The following is a 16,369-nucleotide window of genomic DNA, read 5'->3' on the forward strand; positions in this document are numbered from 1 at the left end:
TCAATTGTGGGAGCTGGCTTGTCTGCGATAGCGGTGGGTCAGCCAAGACGCCATCGCAGGCAAGCCAGCTCCCACAGTTGATCGGTATTAACCGGCTATAACGCGGTTCTTGCCTTGGCGTTTTGCCTCATACATCGCCGCATCCGCCCGGGCGAACAGGCTGTCGAGGGTGGAGTCATCTTCACGCAAGCTGGCCAGGCCCTGGCTGACGGTCACGCTGAACTCGCGCCCTTCATAGCTGAACAACAAGGCCTGGATCTCCTTGCCCAGCCGTTCGGCTACTTGCAGGGCCATTTCTGGCGCGCAACCGGGCAGCACAGCGGCGAACTCTTCGCCGCCAATGCGCCCGAACAGGTCGCCACGGCGCAATACTCCCCGACCACTCTCAGCGATGCGCCGCAGCACCTGATCGCCCTCCAGGTGGCCGTAGGTGTCGTTGACGTCCTTGAAGTCATCGATGTCCAGCAACAGGAACGCCAGCGGTGTGCCCTGAACGCAGGCGTTGTCGAACGCCTGGTTGGCGCATTCGAAAAAATACCGGCGGTTGCTGCTTTGGGTCAGCACGTCGGTGGTGGCCAGACGGTGCAGTTCCAGCTCCAGCAGCTTCTTTTCGGTGATGTCTTCGGCCATGCCAACCACAATCAGCGGTTCACCGGGCACCCCCTGCTGGTTGATGTAGCACTTGTCACTCAGCCAGCGGATTTGCCCGTCGGCGGTGATGATGCGGTACTCGCGGTCTTCCACGGCGCCTTGTTCCAGCACGCGGGCCAGGCTGTGTTCGGCGTAATCGAGGTCTTCGGGGTGAACGCTGTTGCGCCATTCGCGGTGGTCGGCCAACAGCAAACCGGCCGAACGACCGAATATGCGCTCGTAGGCTGGGCTCACATACAGCACGCGACGGGTTGCCCAATCGATGGCCCAGAGCACGGCGTTCACGCTGACCAACAGCGAACTGAGCAATTGCTCGCGCTCACTCAGCCGCTCCACTTCGCCCTGGGCATGCATCAGCGCCAACAGGGTCGCCGCCGCAGCTGGACGCGGCGGCTCGGCAGTGGGCACATCGGGCAGGCAGGGCTTTTCGTGAACCATCGGTACAACTCTCTCTGGGCGCGCCGCAGGATGGAGCAGCGGTCACTACAAGGGGTCACCATGATGGCGAAGTGTTCTTTGAGAGAGGGGATTTGCAGTGAAGTTCCGTGATCGGCATGGATTGACGGTGCCCGGAAAATGGCGCCAAAAAGCCAGTGTGTGGGAGGGCAAGCCCTCCCAAAGTACCGTCAGACCGCCGCAGGGCGCAGCGAGTAGGTCTTCAACTGGTGGGCAAAGTCGCGCAGGGATTGAATGCCGCTGGCCTCGGCTTCGTGCACCCATTCCTTGATCGCGGCCAGCATATCGTGGCCATTGGTGCTGGTCTTGAGCCAGATCTGCTGGAGCGCCAGACGCTTTTCATAGATCACGGTCAGCGCATGGCTGTGCTCCAACATGCTTTGGATGCGCAAGTGGTGACGGTCATCCAGCAAGCTGGTTTCCCGTGACAACAGGCGCTTGGCACGGTGGAACTGGTGACGTACCGAGTGATCGACCTTCTCCAACTCCTGCTTGACCAGCGGGCCGATCACCAACTTGCGGTATTGGGCCATGATCTGGAAGCGGTTGTTGAGGATCGCCATGGCGGTGTCCATGTCCAGGCTGCCCTTGCCTTCGACGCGGTGGGCGATGGGGGCAACACGCTGCACCTTGGCCAGGCGCAGGAAGCTGAACACCTTGATCCAGGCCCAGCCCAGGTCGAACTCCCACTTCTTCACCGACAGCTTGGCCGAGTTGGGGTAGGTGTGGTGGTTGTTATGCAGCTCTTCGCCGCCGACGATGATGCCCCACGGCACCAGGTTGGTGGCGGCGTCACGGCATTCGAAGTTGCGATAGCCCACGGCATGGCCCAGGCCATTGATCACGCCGGCGGCCCAGAACGGAATCCACATCATCTGGATCGCCCAGATGGTGATACCGATGGTGCCGAACAGCAGCAGGTCGATCACGCCCATGAGCGCCACGCCCAACAGCGGGTAGCGCGTGTAGAGCTTGCGTTCGATCCAGTCGTCCGGGCAGTTCTTGCCGTAGATGCGCAGGGTCTCGGGGTTCTCCGCCTCGGCACGGTACAGCTCGGCGCCTTTGCGCAGCACCGTGGACAGGCCCTTGATCACCGGGCTGTGCGGGTCATCGACGGTTTCGCATTTGGCGTGGTGCTTGCGGTGGATGGCGGTCCACTCGCGGGTGTTCTGCGCCGTGGTCAGCCACAGCCAGAAGCGGAAGAAGTGTTTCAGGCCGGCATTGAGCTCAAGCGAGCGATGGGCCGAATAACGGTGCAGATAGACAGTGACCCCAATAATGGTCACGTGGGTCATCAACAGCGTGACTGCCACCAGTTGCCAGGCTGACAGGTCAAGAAAACCGTTGTACCACATAGGCTGTATGGCCCTCAGATAAAGAAAAGAACAGCTCACGCATTATCACTAAGCCTACAGAGAAAACCAGCCGCTCTTTCAGATAGGAGTGACTGGATGTTTCTTATTCTATAATCCCCGGCCTTCGTAGGGCGATTCTGTTTTTTTGGTAAGGAATACTGACCATATGCTGTTTTCATACCGAGGAGCCCTACGTGCGGGGCTGGTATACCTGTTGATTTCCGTCGTATGGCTCAGACTCAGCCACCAATTATTGATCAACTTTATCGATGAACCGGGGGCGCTGGCGCATTGGCTGCAACTTCGCGGCTACGTCTGGGTAGCCCTGAGTGCGCTGGCTATATACCTGATGGGCGCACGTTTCGCCCGCGCCCACCAACTACAGCTGCCCCTGCAAGAAAACCGCGTACGCCTGCAACAGGCGGCCGCCGTGTTTGATTGCACCCGCGAAGGTGTATTGGTCACCGATGCACAGGGCCTGATCGTGCACGTCAATCGCGCATTCATGGAGATTACCGGCTACCGCCGCGAAGACGTCATGGGCCAGCCGCCCAGCCTGTTCAAGTCCGGGCGCCATTCGTCGGCTTTCTATCAACAGATGTTTCAGACCCTGGAACGTGAAGGCGAATGGAGCGGCGAAATCTGGAACCGCCGCAAAAGCGGCGAGGTGTATCCACAGTGGCAAACCATCCGTGTGATTCGCGATGAGCGGGGCCATATCAGCCATTACGTCGCGGTGTTCTCGGACATCAGCGCCATCAAGGACTCCGAACACGAACTGGCGCACCTGGCCCATCACGACCCGCTCACCGACCTGCCCAACCGCCTTTTATTCACCGATCGTACCGAGCAGGCCCTGGCCTCGGCGCAAGTGCACAAGCGTGGCTGTGCTCTGCTGTTAATGGACCTGGACCACTTCAAGATCATCAATGACAGCCTTGGCCACAATGTTGGAGACCAGTTGCTCAAGCTGGTGGCTGACCGTCTCAAGGGCCTGTTCGGGCCTGGGGTCACACTCGCGCGGCTGGGCGGCGACGAGTTCGCTGTGCTAGCGGAAAGTTGTCCACAGGTGATCCAGGCCGCTGCCTTGGCGCAGCGCATGCTCAATGCCATGAAAGACCCGTTTGTTTTTGACGGTAATCAATTGTTTATCAGCGCCAGTATTGGCATCAGCCTGTTCCCCAGCGATGCCTTGAGCGCCGAGCAATTACTGCGCAACGCCGACTCCGCGTTGTTCAAGGCCAAAAGCGTCGGCCGCGAGGGCTATGCCCTGTACACCGAAGAGCTGACCGCTCACGCGCAAAATCGCGTGGAGATCGCCAGCGAACTGCGCCGGGCCCTCGACCAGCAGGAACTGCGCGTCTACTACCAGCCGGTGCATAACCTGCCCGACAGCCGTTTGGTGGGCGTTGAAGCGCTGGTGCGCTGGCAGCATCCGGAGCGCGGCCTGGTGCCCCCTGGCGAATTCATCCCCATCGCCGAACGCACCGGGTTGATTGCCGATATCGACGCGTGGGTGATGGACCAGGCGTGCCGGCAGATGTGCCAATGGCTGGCGGACGGCGCGCCGTTGGGCTTTATCGCCGTCAACGTCTCCAGCCGCCTGTTTGCCCGGCGTGAACTCTATGAACAAGTGGCTCAGGTGCTGCACGACACGGGCCTGGACCCGGCGTTTCTTGAGCTGGAAGTCACCGAAAGCGCTGTGATGGACGACCCGGAGGTGGCCCTTGAGCAACTGCACCGTCTGCGCGAACAGGGCTTGCGCCTGGCCATCGACGATTTCGGCACTGGCTACTCTTCGCTGTTGCGCCTCAAGCGCCTGCCGGTGCAGAAGCTGAAGATCGACCAAGGCTTCGTCGCCGGTCTGCCGTGGGACGAAGACGACGCTGCGATCGTGCGCGTGGTCATCGCCCTGGCCAAAAGCATGGGGATGCAGGTACATGCCGAAGGAATCGAGCAGGTGGAACAGGCGCGGTTCCTGTTGGGTCAGGAGTGCGATATGGGCCAGGGATACTGGTTTGGACGGCCGATGCCGGCCGACGCTATCGACTGGACCCGAGCACCCCAAATCCAGACTTGAAATGCGCTCAAAATGTGGGAGGGGGCTTGCTCCCACATTTGGATCACATCAGGCCTTAACTTCAGCATCTGAGCAGAAAATCCACACGCAACCCCGCGCCCTATCAGAAAATTCTTTCTGGTTATATAAACATTCTTAAATAGTATTTTTAAGAATATCCACGCTTATCTACTATCGCCCTCACGCCGCAAGCAGTGTCGTCACTGTCAGGCACTATTCATTTCAGGAGCGAGACCATGAGCGCATCTCTACGTAGCGTCGACGGCCAGGACGAAGCAGCCATTTTGCGTGAGATCCAGAGCGCCTTGCGCGATCTGCGCTTTGGCGCGGTGGAAATCACTGTGCACAACGCCCAAGTGGTACAGATCGAGCGCAAGGAAAAATTCCGTCTGCAGAACCCGGGTAACAAACCGAGCTGAGCAAGAACGGCGATAGACCCGCAACTATAAGAAAAGCCAACACTCAAGAATTTCAGGAGCTTCTATGTCGTCGATTCGCCGTTATGCCTTGGCCGCGCTGGCCAGTGCCGTGTTTGCCGGTTCCGCTGTTGCCAAGGACTACGAGTTGCTCAATGTCTCGTACGACCCGACCCGTGAGCTGTACCAGGACTACAACGCAGAGTTCACCAACTTCTGGAAGCAGTCTCACCCCGGCGACAACGTCAAGATCCAGCAATCCCACGGTGGCTCGGGCAAGCAGGCACGAGCAGTGATCGACGGCCTGCGCGCCGACGTGGTGACCCTGGCCCTGGCCGGTGACATCGATGAAGTCGCCAAGCTGGGCAAGACCCTGCCGGAAAACTGGCAGACGCGTCTGCCGGACGCCAGCACCCCGTACACCTCGACCATCGTATTCCTGGTGCGCAAGGGCAACCCTAAAGGCATCAAGGATTGGGGCGACCTGATCAAGAAAGACGTGTCGGTGATCACGCCCAACCCGAAAACCTCCGGCGGGGCGCGCTGGAACTTCCTCGCCGCCTGGGCCTATGGCCTCAAGGCCGGAGGCAGCGAAGCCAAGGCTCAGGAGTACGTGAAAGAGCTGTTCAAGCACGTCCCGGTACTGGACACCGGCGCCCGGGGTTCTACCATTACCTTCGTCAACAACGGTCAGGGTGACGTGTTGCTGGCCTGGGAAAACGAAGCGTTCCTGGCCTTGAAAGAAGACGGCGGCGCCGACAAGTTCGACATTGTCGTGCCGTCCCTGTCGATCCTGGCGGAGCCGCCGGTGGCTGTGGTCGACAAGAACGCCGAGAAAAAAGGCAATACCGAGATCGCCACCGAATACCTCAAACACCTGTACAGCCCGGCCGGCCAGGAGATTGCGGCGAAAAACTTCTACCGCCCACGCGATGCGAAAGTAGCCGCCAAATACGCCCAGCAGTTCCCGAAACTGGACCTGGTGACTATCGACAAAGATTTCGGCGGCTGGAAAACTGCCCAACCGAAATTCTTTAACGACGGTGGCGTGTTCGACCAGATCTACACGGCGCAGTAAGCCAAAGTAACTGTAGGGGCCTGACTTTCTGTAGGAACTGGGCTTGTGTGGGAGCTGGCTTGCCTGCGATAGCATCACCGTGGTGTGGCTGATACACCGAGGTGCCTGCATCGCGGGCAAGCCCGGCTCCCACAGAAAAGCCAGCTGCCACAAAAAGCGCGCTCCTACAGTGGTTTCTACCCTTTAACCAAGGACTCTTATGTCGCGTCGTATTTCCCCCGTCATACCCGGCTTCGGGCTGACGCTGGGCTACACCGTCGTGTACCTCAGCCTGATCGTGCTCATCCCGCTGGCGGCGATGTTTGTACACGCCGCCCAACTCACCTGGGACCAGTTCTGGAACATCATCTCCGCACCTCGCGTGCTGGCGGCGTTGAAGCTGAGCTTCAGCACCGCGCTGTACGCCGCGCTGATCAACGGCGTGATCGGCACGCTGCTGGCCTGGGTGTTGGTGCGCTACACCTTCCCCGGCCGCAAGATCATCGATGCGATGATCGACCTGCCGTTCGCCTTGCCCACCGCCGTTGCCGGTATTGCGTTGACCGCGCTGTATGCGCCTAACGGCCTGGTCGGCCAGTTCGCAACCGACCTGGGCTTCAAGATCGCCTATACCCCCTTGGGCATCACCCTGGCGCTGACCTTCGTGACCTTGCCCTTCGTGGTGCGCACGGTGCAGCCGGTACTGGCCGATATCCCCCGGGAAGTCGAAGAGGCCGCCGCTTGCCTGGGCGCCAAGCCACTGCAGGTGTTCCGCCATATCCTCGTGCCGGCATTGTTGCCTGCCTGGCTGACCGGGTTCGCGTTGGCCTTCGCCCGTGGCGTGGGTGAGTACGGTTCGGTGATCTTCATCGCCGGCAACATGCCGATGAAAACCGAAATCCTGCCGTTGCTGATCATGGTCAAGCTGGACCAATACGACTACCGCGGCGCCACCTCCATTGGTGTGCTGATGCTGGTGGTTTCCTTTGTCTTGCTGCTGCTGATCAACTTGTTGCAGCGGCGCATCGAACGTCCATAAGGAGGCGCGGAACATGTCCCAATCGTCTATTTCCGCCGCGTCCTCGGCCAACGCTGCCCGCCGTGGCAGCGCGACGTCGCGACGTATCCTGATCGGCCTTGGCTGGCTGGTGTTCGCCCTGTTCCTGCTGTTGCCGCTGGTGATCGTGGTGTCCCAGGGCCTGAAGAATGGCCTGGGTTCGTTCTTCACCGCGATCCTTGAGCCGGACGCGCTGTCGGCGCTGAAACTCACGGTGATCGCCGTGTTGATTTCGGTGCCGCTCAACCTGGTGTTCGGGGTCAGCGCGGCCTGGTGCGTAAGCAAGTATTCGTTCCGTGGCAAAAGCATCCTGGTCACGTTGATCGACCTGCCGTTCTCGGTTTCACCGGTGATTGCGGGCCTGGTCTACGTGCTGATGTTCGGCGCCCAGGGCTTCTTCGGCCCATGGTTGCAGGACCATGACATCCAGATCGTGTTCGCCTTGCCCGGCATCGTGCTGGCGACCATCTTCGTTACTGTGCCGTTCGTGGCCCGTGAGCTGATCCCACTGATGCAGGAGCAAGGCACTCAGGAAGAAGAGGCCGCGCGCCTGCTGGGCGCCAATGGCTGGCAGATGTTCTGGCATGTCACCGTGCCGAACATCAAATGGGGCCTGATCTACGGCGTGGTGCTGTGCACGGCGCGGGCCATGGGCGAGTTCGGCGCGGTGTCGGTGGTGTCCGGGCACATTCGCGGCGTCACCAACACCCTGCCGCTGCACGTCGAGATCCTCTACAACGAATACAACCATGTTGCCGCGTTTGCGGTGGCCAGCCTGTTGCTGATCCTGGCGCTCTTCATCCTGCTGCTCAAGCAGTGGAGCGAGAACCGAATCAACCGCCTGCGCAACAGCGCCGGTGAGGAATAAGTCATGTCGATCGAAGTCCGTAATGTCAGCAAGAACTTCAACGCCTTCAAGGCCCTGGACAGCATCAACCTGGATATCCAGAGTGGCGAGCTGGTGGCGTTGCTGGGCCCGTCCGGCTGCGGCAAGACCACCTTGCTGCGCATCATCGCCGGCCTGGAAACCCCGGATGCCGGCAGCATCGTGTTCCACGGCGAAGACGTGTCCGGCCACGATGTGCGTGATCGCAATGTTGGCTTCGTGTTCCAGCACTACGCCTTGTTCCGCCATATGACCGTGTTCGACAACGTCGCCTTCGGCCTGCGCATGAAGCCGAAAAACCAGCGCCCGAATGAAAGCCAGATCGCGGCCAAGGTCCATGAGCTGCTCAACATGGTGCAACTCGATTGGTTGTCCGACCGCTACCCGGAACAACTCTCCGGTGGCCAGCGCCAGCGTATCGCCCTGGCCCGCGCGCTGGCGGTGGAGCCTAAAGTGCTGCTGCTGGACGAGCCCTTCGGCGCCCTTGATGCCAAGGTGCGTAAAGAGCTGCGCCGCTGGCTGGCGCGCCTGCACGAAGACATCAACCTGACCTCGGTGTTTGTGACCCACGACCAGGAAGAGGCCATGGAAGTCGCCGACCGCATCGTGGTGATGAACAAGGGCGTGATCGAGCAGATCGGCTCACCGGGGGATGTCTACGAAAACCCGGCAAGCGATTTTGTCTATCACTTCCTGGGTGATTCGAACCGCCTGCATTTGGGCGAAGACAAGCACCTGCTGTTCCGCCCCCACGAAGTGTCGTTGTCGCGGCATGAACTGGAAGATCACCATGCGGCCGAGGTACGCGATATTCGTCCGCTGGGCGCAACGACTCGCGTGACCTTGAAGGTGGAAGGGCAAAGCGAGCTGATCGAGGCTGAGGTGGTGAAAGACCACGACAGCCTCACCGGGCTGGCCCGTGGCGAGACCCTGTTCTTCAAACCCAAGGTCTGGCAAAAAGCCTAAACTCAATACAGAACCCAATGTGGGAGGCAGCAAGCCCCCTCCCACATTTAGACTTCACTTGGCTTGAGATCGCGGCGTCCCACCGGGCCTGAACGTTGTTCAATCTGCTTTTGCAGGTCCTGCCGCAACCCCAGCAAAAACGCTAACTCCGCCACCACAAACAACGGCCCCACGATCAGCCCCGACACATCGTCCACAAACGCGGGTTTCTTGCCTTCGTAGTAGTGCCCGACAAACTGAATCACCCAGCCCACCACAAACATACCCACGCCACTGCTCAGCCATACCATCGTGCTCTGTCCCGCCAATACATGCCCAGCCCATACCGACAGACCCATCAACACCGTCATCAGCGCGCCCAGGGCCAGTTCCAGGCGCAGGTAGAACCACGCCGAGAACAACGCCAGGAGCACCGCTGGCGAGACCCAAAGGCCACCCATCGTCCACTCGGGGCGTGACAGCAGCACGGCCACGGCAACCACGATCAATGGGATACCGATAAAGTGACTGACAATATTGCGCGGGTCGCGGTGGTAGGCGGCGTATTGACTGAGGTGGTCGACGAGGCTTTTCATTGTTGTTCCTCCTGTAGGATGTTTGATCATGCCCTGTCAGTCGGTGCCTAACTGTCAATTGGGCGACAATCTTTGGAGTTCCCATGGACGCAGGCAAATGGCACGCGCAATTGGTTCGCGGTCAGTGGTTCAGCCACTTGCCGCCAGACTTTCAGCGTAGCCTGCTGGGGGCGGCGCGGTTGCGCGTGCTGGCAGCGGGGCAGTTCCTGTTCAAACGCGGCGACCCACCGTGTGGCCTGTATGCGGTGCTGGAAGGGGCGGTGCGCATCAGTGCCGTCAGCGCCCAAGGCAAGGAAGCGGTATTGAGCCTGGTGGAAACCCCTCACTGGTTCGGCGAGATCTGCCTGTTCGACAACCTGCCACGCACCAACGATGCCCTCGCCACGGGAGCCTGCACGCTGTTGCAGGTACCGCAGGCGGCGATCCTCGCCATTCTCGAACAGCATCCGGTGTTCTGGCGGGATATGGCGCTGCTGATGAGCCACAAATTGCGTCTGTCATTGATCAACATCGAACAGGCGAGCCTGATGCCCGCGTCGGCACGTCTGGCCCATCGGTTGCTGATGATCGCCCAGGGTTACGGCGAAATAGAGCAGGCGCGCCGCGTGCTGCAACTGCCTCAGGAGGATCTGGCGGCGATGCTGGGCCTGTCGCGCCAGACCATCAACAGTCTGCTCAAGGCGCTGGAGCAACAGGGCATCATTGGTTTGAGCTACGGCGCCATCGAGATACTGGACCTCGCCGGGCTGCGCCTGGCCGCGGGTCTATGAACCGCGATAGGTGGAGAAGCCGTAAGGGCTGAGCAACAGCGGGATGTGGTAGTGCTGGTCGACCTGCTTGACCTGGAAAATCACCGGCACCTCGGGGAAGAACGTCTCGCGGTTGGCCTTCTTGTAGTAATCGCCGGTCTTGAACACCACACGGTACTCGCCCGGCTTCATGCTCTGGTCGGCGGGGAACAGTTCGGCGATGCGTCCCTGTTGATTGGTCACGCCCTGGGACAGTGATTGCCACTGATCGCCCACATGCTGTTCCAGGGTGACGCTGACACCGGCCGATGGCAGGCCGTTTTCCAGGTTGAGCACGTGTACGCTCAGGGGGTTGCCGGCGGCCAGGGCCAGGTTGCACAGGCCGCTCAGGCTGAGGGCGGCAAGGGTCGTGCTTAGGGTTTTCATGGGGAAGTCCTTTTGGAAGGGGTCAAGTCAGGGGGTGATTTTCAAGCCCAGTTGCTCGGCAGCCTGTACGGCGCAGGCTTCGTCCTGCGCAGCGCCGCCGGCACCGGCGATGCCCAGCGCGCCGACCAGCTCAGCCTCGGCAAACAGCGGCACGCCGCCGCCGAGCAACAGCAACTCGGGCAAGCTGTTAAGGTTGGCGGCTTCAGGGTTGTTACGCGCACGCTCGGCAAACAGCCGGGTTGGGGTTTTGGTCGACAGCGCCGTGTATGCCTTGCGTTGGCTGGCGAAGCTGTTGTGCGGGCCGACACCGTCCGCCCGCAGGGCCACCAGCAAATTGCCACCGCGGTCCAATACCGTCAGCGCGGCCGTGCAGTGGGCCAGGCTGGCGTCGGCCAGTTGGCGCGCAGTGTGCAAATCCAGCTCGGCATGGCGTGGCAGTGGTGGCGTTGCCTGTGCAGCGGTGGTCACAGCGAGGCTCAAGAACAAAGCGGTGCGATACATGTTTGTGGCTCCAGGAGGCAGGTGCTCACGGTAGCCAGTGGACGCGGACAAAAGCCGCACAATTGGATGACAGGTTTGTAATCAAACCCAGAGGTAAGACATGCAGGTGTTGTTAGTGGAAGACCAGCCGCAACTGGCGCAGCTTATGGCCCAGGGTCTGAGCGAGGCCGGCTTCTCCGTGGAAGTTGCGGCCAACGGCATGGCGGCGCAGCGGTTTGTGGAAAGCTCTGTGTACGAGCTGGTGATTCTGGATGTGATGCTGCCGGGCTTGAACGCCTGGAAATTGCAGCAGGCGATTCGCCAACGCGGCAAAACGCCGATTTTGTTTTTGACCACGCCTGGCGGGATTGAAGACCGGTTGCGGGGGTTGGAGCTGCATGAGGATGATTACTTGCTCAAGCCGTTTGACGCCAAGGTGTTGGTGGCGCGGGTGAGGAAAGTATTGCGCCGGGATCGTGGGCGTTGATTGCCTGGGCGACCGCTATCGGGAACAAGCCCCCTCCCACACTTTGAACGTGTTCACAAATCAGAATGTGGGAGGGGGCTTGCCCCCGATGAGGCCATCACAGCCACTGAAAATCCTCCTACCGCAATCCCTCCCGAAATTGCCCGGGCGTCATCCCCGTCCAGCGCTTGAACGCCCGGTTGAAACTGCTGGTATCGGCAAACCCCAGCAAATGGCTGATCTCGGCCAACGAACACTGCGGATCCCTCAGGTGCAGCAACGCCAGGTTCTGCCTGCACTCATTGAGTAGCGCATCAAACCGACAGCCTTCATCCGCCAAGTGGCGCTGCAAGCTGCGCAAGCTCAGGTGCAAGGCCTGGGCAACGCGTTCGGCACTCGGCTCGCCATCGGGCAATTGCGCCTCGATCACGGCGCGCACCTTGCGCTCCCAGGTCAGCGGTTGCAGGTGGGCGAGGGTGCGCTTGAGCACGGTTTCATTGTGTTCGGCCAATTCCGGGTTGGCGTCGTCGAGATGGCTGTCGAAGTCGTGGGCAGCGAACTCCAGGCGATCTTCCTCGGCGGCAAAAAACACCGGCGAGCGGAAGACCGTATGCCACGGCGTGGGGTCGGCGGGTTCCGGGCGCCTTAGATAAACGGCCAGCGGCGCGTAGTCACGCCCCAGGCGGTTGCGGCAAGTGCGCACATAGATCGCCACGAAGGCGTCGATGGCCTCCGGCGCCGGCGCCGGCGCCGGCGCGGGGCTGCCTTGGGGTTGGAGCAGGCGAAAGTGATACGCGTCGCCATGGCGGGTCAGTTCCAGGCTCAGGGCGTCACTGACCACCTGGTGATAGCGCACGATGCGCTCGAACACCTCGCGCAAGCTGCCGCTGGCCACCAGGGCATAACCGAGGGCGTGAAAGGTGGTGGGGCTGACGAACCGCGACACCCGCAAGCCAATCGCCGGATCACCGCTGGCCTGCACCGCCAGTTGCCAGAGGCGCGTGGTGGCCGACAACGGATAGCGTGCGTTGGGGTCGTCCATCTGCTGCGGGTCGAGCCCGGCCTCGGCGCACAGCGTGGCGCTGTTCAGGCCCAGGGCGTCGAGCTGCTTGCGCAGGGCGCGGGTCCAACTGGCGAGGGAAGTGGGTTCGGTCATGGCGATTGGCGCTTGCGGTCAACAGGTTGGCGTCCGGGGCTAGCGCCCTGCCCGATCGCTTAGGGCAGGATGGACACATCAATGTACAAGAGGATGGAAGCATGGACGGTACTTCTGCAAGTCCCCAACAGATGAACGCACAACAACGTTCAGCGCATATCCGTGAGGTGGTGCTGGCCGAGGGCGCCCGATTGCGCCAGCGCCATCCCTGGCTGCTGCATCAGGACGCCCTGGGCGCGGGCATCCTGGCGTTTGCCTTGTTGGGCATGCTCGGCTCGGCGGCGCTCTATATCAGCGGTCACCTGGCCTGGTGGGCGTGCCTGCTGCTCAATGCGTTCTTTGCTTCACTGACCCACGAGTTGGAGCACGACCTGATCCACAGCATGTACTTTCGCAAGCAGCGCCTGCCCCACAACCTGATGATGGGCCTGGTATGGCTGGCACGGCCAAGCACGATCAACCCGTGGATACGCCGGCATTTGCACCTCAACCATCACAAGGTCTCCGGCACGGAGACCGATATGGAAGAGCGCGCCATTACCAACGGCGAGCCCTGGGGGGTTGCGCGCTTGCTGATGGTGGGCGACAACATGATGTCGGCCTTGATCCGAATGCTGCGGGCCAAGACCTGGGCACACAAGTTCAGCATCCTCAAGCGCGTGGTGCTGGTGTATGCCCCGCTGGCACTGCTGCATTGGGGCGCCTGGTACGTCTTCCTCGGCTTTCATGCCGCCAACGGCATCGCCAGCCTGTTGGGCGCGCCGATCATGTGGTCGGCCGGCACCTTGCAGATGATGCAGGTGATCGACATCGCTGCAGTGGTGATCATCGGCCCCAACGTATTGCGTACGTTCTGCCTGCACTTTGTCAGCTCCAACATGCACTACTACGGCGATGTGGAACTGGGCAACGTGATCCAGCAGACCCAGGTATTGAACCCCTGGTGGCTGTGGCCGTTGCAGGCGTTCTGCTTCAACTTCGGCAGCACCCATGGCATCCATCACTTTGTGGTGAAGGAGCCGTTCTACATTCGCCAGATGACCGTCAAGGTGGCGCATAAGGTCATGGCCGAGATGGGTGTGCGCTTCAATGATTTCGGCACCTTCGCCCGGGCCAATCGGTTTGAGCGCCAGGAGCAGCCGGGCGTCAAACTCGCTTTCAGCAAGCAATGAACGCCAGGGGCAAATCGCGGATCTGTTCGCGCACCGGCGGCTGGTAGTGGTCGTCACTGATCAGTTCATGCAGCAATTGTTCGCGCAGTTGGTGGAATTCAAAGCTGCTGCGCTGGCGCGGATGGGGCAGGGCAATGTCCACCATCTGCTTGATGCGCCCCGGCCGGGGCTCCATCACCACCACGCGGTCGGCGAGGAAAATCGCCTCTTCCACATCATGGGTGACCAGTACCGTGGTGATCCTGGCGCGGGCGCGAATTGCCAGGAGCTCGTCCTGCATCTGCTGGCGGGTCAGTGCGTCGAGGGCGCCGAAGGGTTCGTCCAGCAACAGGATGCGTGGGCTGGCTACCAGGCCACGAGCGATCGCCACCCGTTGCGCCATGCCGCCGGAGAGTTGATGCGGGTAGGCACGCGTGAAATCGGTGAGGCCCACCAGCTCGATAAAGTCACGGATGCGCCGGTTGCGCTCGGCCTCGTTCAGCGGCTCGTTGACCAGGCCCAGGCCGATGTTCTGTGCCACGGTCAGCCAGGGAAACAGGCGGTGCTCCTGGAACACGATACCGCGCTCGCCACCGATACCGCTGACGGCCTTGCCATCAACCTGGATCTCGCCGCGATATTGCGTGTCGAGCCCCACCAGCAGACGCAGCAGGGTGGACTTGCCGCAACCGCTGGCGCCGACAATCGCGACAAATTCCCCTTCGGCAATCTGCAGGTTGAATTCGCGGATGGCTTCCAGTTCGAAGCCGTCGACATCGAAGCTTTTGCCCACATGGTTGAAGCTGACAATCGGTGCGTTCATGCGTGTCTCCAGCGGGTGGCACGGGTTTCGATGCGTTGGCCGATCAGGTTGAGGGCGGCGCCGGTGAGGCCGACCAGGAGCATGCCGCTCATGATCAGGTCCATGCGCAGCAACTGTTGGGCGCCGATCATCAGGCTGCCGATGCCGCCGTCCGAGGGCATGAAATATTCCGCGCCGATGGTGCCCATCCAGGCGTAGATCAGGCTCAGGCGCAGGCCGGCGAAAATCCCCGCCGCGGCCCCCGGCAGTACCAGGCGACGCAGACGTTGCCACAGGTTCAGGCGCAGCACTTGCGCGGCTTCGCGCAGTTGCGGCGACAGGTTGAGCACGCTGCGCTGAGTGGCGATGAATAACGGGAAGAACGCGGCGAGGGCGATAAACACCCACTTGGCCAGTTCACCCAGGCCGAACCAGGCAGTGAGCAGCGGCACCCAGGCGAAAATCGCGATCTGGCGCAGCGCGGCCAGGGTCGGGCCGAGTACCCGCTCACTGCGCCGCGACAGCCCCAGCCACAAGCCCACGGCAAAGCCCAGGCTGCCGCCGAGCAGCAAGCCACCCACGGCCCGGCCGAGGCTTTTGCCCAGCGCCGTGGTCAGGCTGCCATCCAGCACACCCGCCACGGTGGTTTGCAGCACCGCTTGGGGGCTGACCAGAATGTTCGGGTCGACCCAACCCTGTTGCGTTGCCACTTGCCACAACGCCAGCAGTAGCAGCGGCAACAGCCACGGTTGCAAGCGTTGCCAGCCTTCATAGCGTGGCCCGCGGCGGATCTGCGCTGTAGCCGGATGGGGCCAGTGCACCCACTTGCGATCCAGCCAACCGATGCCGCGGTCCATCACCACACCCAGCACGCCGATGACCACGATGCACACAAAGACAATATCGAGCATGAACAACTGGCGCGCCCACACCATCAGGTAGCCGATGCCTTCGCTGGAGGCCAGCAACTCCACGGCCAGCAACGACGTCCAGCCCGCCGCCAGGGCCAGGCGTACCCCGGCCATGAACGCCGGTAGCGCAGCGGGCAGGATCAGGCGGCGGATCAGCAAGTGGGTGGGCAGGCGCAACACGCGGGCGGCTTCGCGCAGGTTGGGTTGGGCGTCGCGCACGCCCACCAGGGTGTGCAGAGTTACGGGCATCACAATGGCCTTGACCAGCACCACCAGTTTCAAGGTTTCGCCAATGCCGAAAAACACCATGAACAGCGGAATCCACGCCAAGGTCGGTACCTGCGACAGCGCGCTGAACGTGGGGAATACCAAACGCTCGGCGCGGGCGCTGAAACCCAGGATTGCGCCGAGTATCGCGCCCACGCCGATACCGGCCAGCAGGCCCCAGAGCAGGCGCTGCAAGCTGATCGCAAGATGGCTCCATAACTCGCCACCGGCCAACTCCACTGCGCTGCTCCACACCAGGGCGGGGGCGGGCAGAATCTGTTCGCTCATCCAGTGATTGCGGCTGGCCAACCACCATAGGGCAAACAACGTGAACGGCAGCAGCCACGGCAACAGGCGCTGACTCAGCTGCGGCCAACGCGGCACTCTGCCGTTGGACGGGGCCGGCAGAGGTAGGCTCAAAAGTGAAATCCGGGCCATGGAAGACCTCCGTGTCGCCAAATG

The 16,369-nt window shown here is 61.4% G+C and carries 17 protein-coding genes; 9 read left to right on the forward strand and 8 right to left on the reverse strand.

All coding sequences use genetic code 11. The features are described 5' to 3' along the window. Positions 1-87: 87 nt before the first annotated feature. Together FW800_RS20685 and desA are read right to left on the reverse strand one after the other, a co-directional pair. Positions 88-1,089, reverse strand: a complete 1,002-nt coding sequence (locus FW800_RS20685) for a GGDEF domain-containing protein (RefSeq protein WP_446438359.1) — start codon at positions 1,087-1,089, stop codon at positions 88-90. A 188-nt stretch (positions 1,090-1,277) separates the two neighbouring features. Beyond that, positions 1,278-2,462, reverse strand: coding sequence for a delta-9 fatty acid desaturase DesA (gene desA / locus FW800_RS20690; RefSeq protein WP_005783697.1), 1,185 nt, complete (start codon positions 2,460-2,462; stop codon positions 1,278-1,280). A gap of 166 nt (positions 2,463-2,628) precedes the next feature. Here desA and dibA point away from each other — a divergent pair, with 166 nt between their 5' ends. The 6 genes from dibA to FW800_RS20720 all read left to right on the forward strand — a co-directional run bounded on the left by dibA (position 2,629) and on the right by FW800_RS20720 (position 8,924). Next, positions 2,629-4,542 (forward strand): phosphodiesterase DibA, encoded by a 1,914-nt coding sequence (gene dibA / locus FW800_RS20695; RefSeq protein WP_446438360.1) that lies wholly within the window; start codon positions 2,629-2,631, stop codon positions 4,540-4,542. A 236-nt stretch (positions 4,543-4,778) separates the two neighbouring features. Next, positions 4,779-4,961 (forward strand): sulfur starvation response protein OscA, encoded by a 183-nt coding sequence (gene oscA / locus FW800_RS20700; protein WP_003170956.1) that lies wholly within the window; start codon positions 4,779-4,781, stop codon positions 4,959-4,961. A 64-nt stretch (positions 4,962-5,025) separates the two neighbouring features. Next, complete coding sequence (locus FW800_RS20705) at positions 5,026-6,036, forward strand: sulfate ABC transporter substrate-binding protein (protein WP_005783707.1); 1,011 nt, start codon at positions 5,026-5,028, stop codon at positions 6,034-6,036. 199 nt (positions 6,037-6,235) lie between these two features. Continuing rightward, the gene (cysT, locus tag FW800_RS20710; protein ID WP_005783708.1) at positions 6,236-7,054 is read left to right on the forward strand and encodes a sulfate ABC transporter permease subunit CysT; all 819 of its coding nucleotides are present in this window, start codon (positions 6,236-6,238) and stop codon (positions 7,052-7,054) included. Positions 7,055-7,067: 13 nt separating this feature from the next. Beyond that, positions 7,068-7,940, forward strand: coding sequence for a sulfate ABC transporter permease subunit CysW (gene cysW / locus FW800_RS20715; RefSeq protein WP_032878463.1), 873 nt, complete (start codon positions 7,068-7,070; stop codon positions 7,938-7,940). A gap of 3 nt (positions 7,941-7,943) precedes the next feature. Then, positions 7,944-8,924, forward strand: coding sequence for a sulfate/molybdate ABC transporter ATP-binding protein (locus FW800_RS20720; RefSeq protein WP_005783710.1), 981 nt, complete (start codon positions 7,944-7,946; stop codon positions 8,922-8,924). A gap of 47 nt (positions 8,925-8,971) precedes the next feature. On the opposite strand, the gene FW800_RS20725 is transcribed toward FW800_RS20720, so the two are convergent. Then, on the reverse strand, positions 8,972-9,499 hold the full coding sequence (locus FW800_RS20725) for an Mpo1 family 2-hydroxy fatty acid dioxygenase (protein WP_446438361.1): 528 nt from the start codon (positions 9,497-9,499) through the stop codon (positions 8,972-8,974). Between the two features lie 83 nt (positions 9,500-9,582). Between FW800_RS20725 and FW800_RS20730 the strand changes: the two genes are divergently transcribed. Next, positions 9,583-10,269 carry a Crp/Fnr family transcriptional regulator gene (locus tag FW800_RS20730; protein WP_446438362.1) on the forward strand — a complete coding sequence of 229 codons (687 nt, stop codon included), beginning with the start codon at positions 9,583-9,585 and terminating at the stop codon, positions 10,267-10,269. Here FW800_RS20730 and uraH read toward each other — a convergent pair. Then, complete coding sequence (uraH, locus tag FW800_RS20735; protein ID WP_032878459.1) at positions 10,264-10,674, reverse strand: hydroxyisourate hydrolase; 411 nt, start codon at positions 10,672-10,674, stop codon at positions 10,264-10,266. The two genes, FW800_RS20730 and uraH, sit on opposite strands and share 6 nt — an antisense overlap. A 27-nt stretch (positions 10,675-10,701) precedes the next feature. Beyond that, the gene (locus FW800_RS20740; protein ID WP_216090570.1) at positions 10,702-11,175 is read right to left on the reverse strand and encodes a GlcG/HbpS family heme-binding protein; all 474 of its coding nucleotides are present in this window, start codon (positions 11,173-11,175) and stop codon (positions 10,702-10,704) included. Between the two features lie 100 nt (positions 11,176-11,275). Here FW800_RS20740 and FW800_RS20745 point away from each other — a divergent pair, with 100 nt between their 5' ends. Continuing rightward, positions 11,276-11,641, forward strand: coding sequence for a response regulator transcription factor (locus tag FW800_RS20745; protein ID WP_005783719.1), 366 nt, complete (start codon positions 11,276-11,278; stop codon positions 11,639-11,641). A 118-nt stretch (positions 11,642-11,759) separates the two neighbouring features. Here FW800_RS20745 and FW800_RS20750 read toward each other — a convergent pair whose 3' ends face one another. Beyond that, positions 11,760-12,776, reverse strand: a complete 1,017-nt coding sequence (locus FW800_RS20750; protein ID WP_446438363.1) for an AraC family transcriptional regulator — start codon at positions 12,774-12,776, stop codon at positions 11,760-11,762. Between the two features lie 101 nt (positions 12,777-12,877). On the opposite strand from FW800_RS20750, the gene FW800_RS20755 reads away from it, so the two are divergent. Beyond that, entirely contained in the window at positions 12,878-13,948 is a 1,071-nt protein-coding gene (locus FW800_RS20755; RefSeq protein WP_446438364.1) for a fatty acid desaturase, read from the forward strand. Here the strand turns inward: FW800_RS20755 and FW800_RS20760 are convergent. Together FW800_RS20760 and FW800_RS20765 are read right to left on the reverse strand one after the other, a co-directional pair. Continuing rightward, complete coding sequence (locus FW800_RS20760; RefSeq protein ID WP_032878454.1) at positions 13,935-14,750, reverse strand: ABC transporter ATP-binding protein; 816 nt, start codon at positions 14,748-14,750, stop codon at positions 13,935-13,937. The two genes, FW800_RS20755 and FW800_RS20760, sit on opposite strands and share 14 nt — an antisense overlap. After that, positions 14,747-16,345, reverse strand: coding sequence for an ABC transporter permease (locus FW800_RS20765; RefSeq protein ID WP_446438365.1), 1,599 nt, complete (start codon positions 16,343-16,345; stop codon positions 14,747-14,749). Before FW800_RS20765 ends, FW800_RS20760 begins: the two co-directional genes overlap by 4 nt. Between the last annotated feature and the right edge of the window lie 24 nt (positions 16,346-16,369).

It is taken from the genome of Pseudomonas sp. 910_23 (assembly GCF_052850795.1).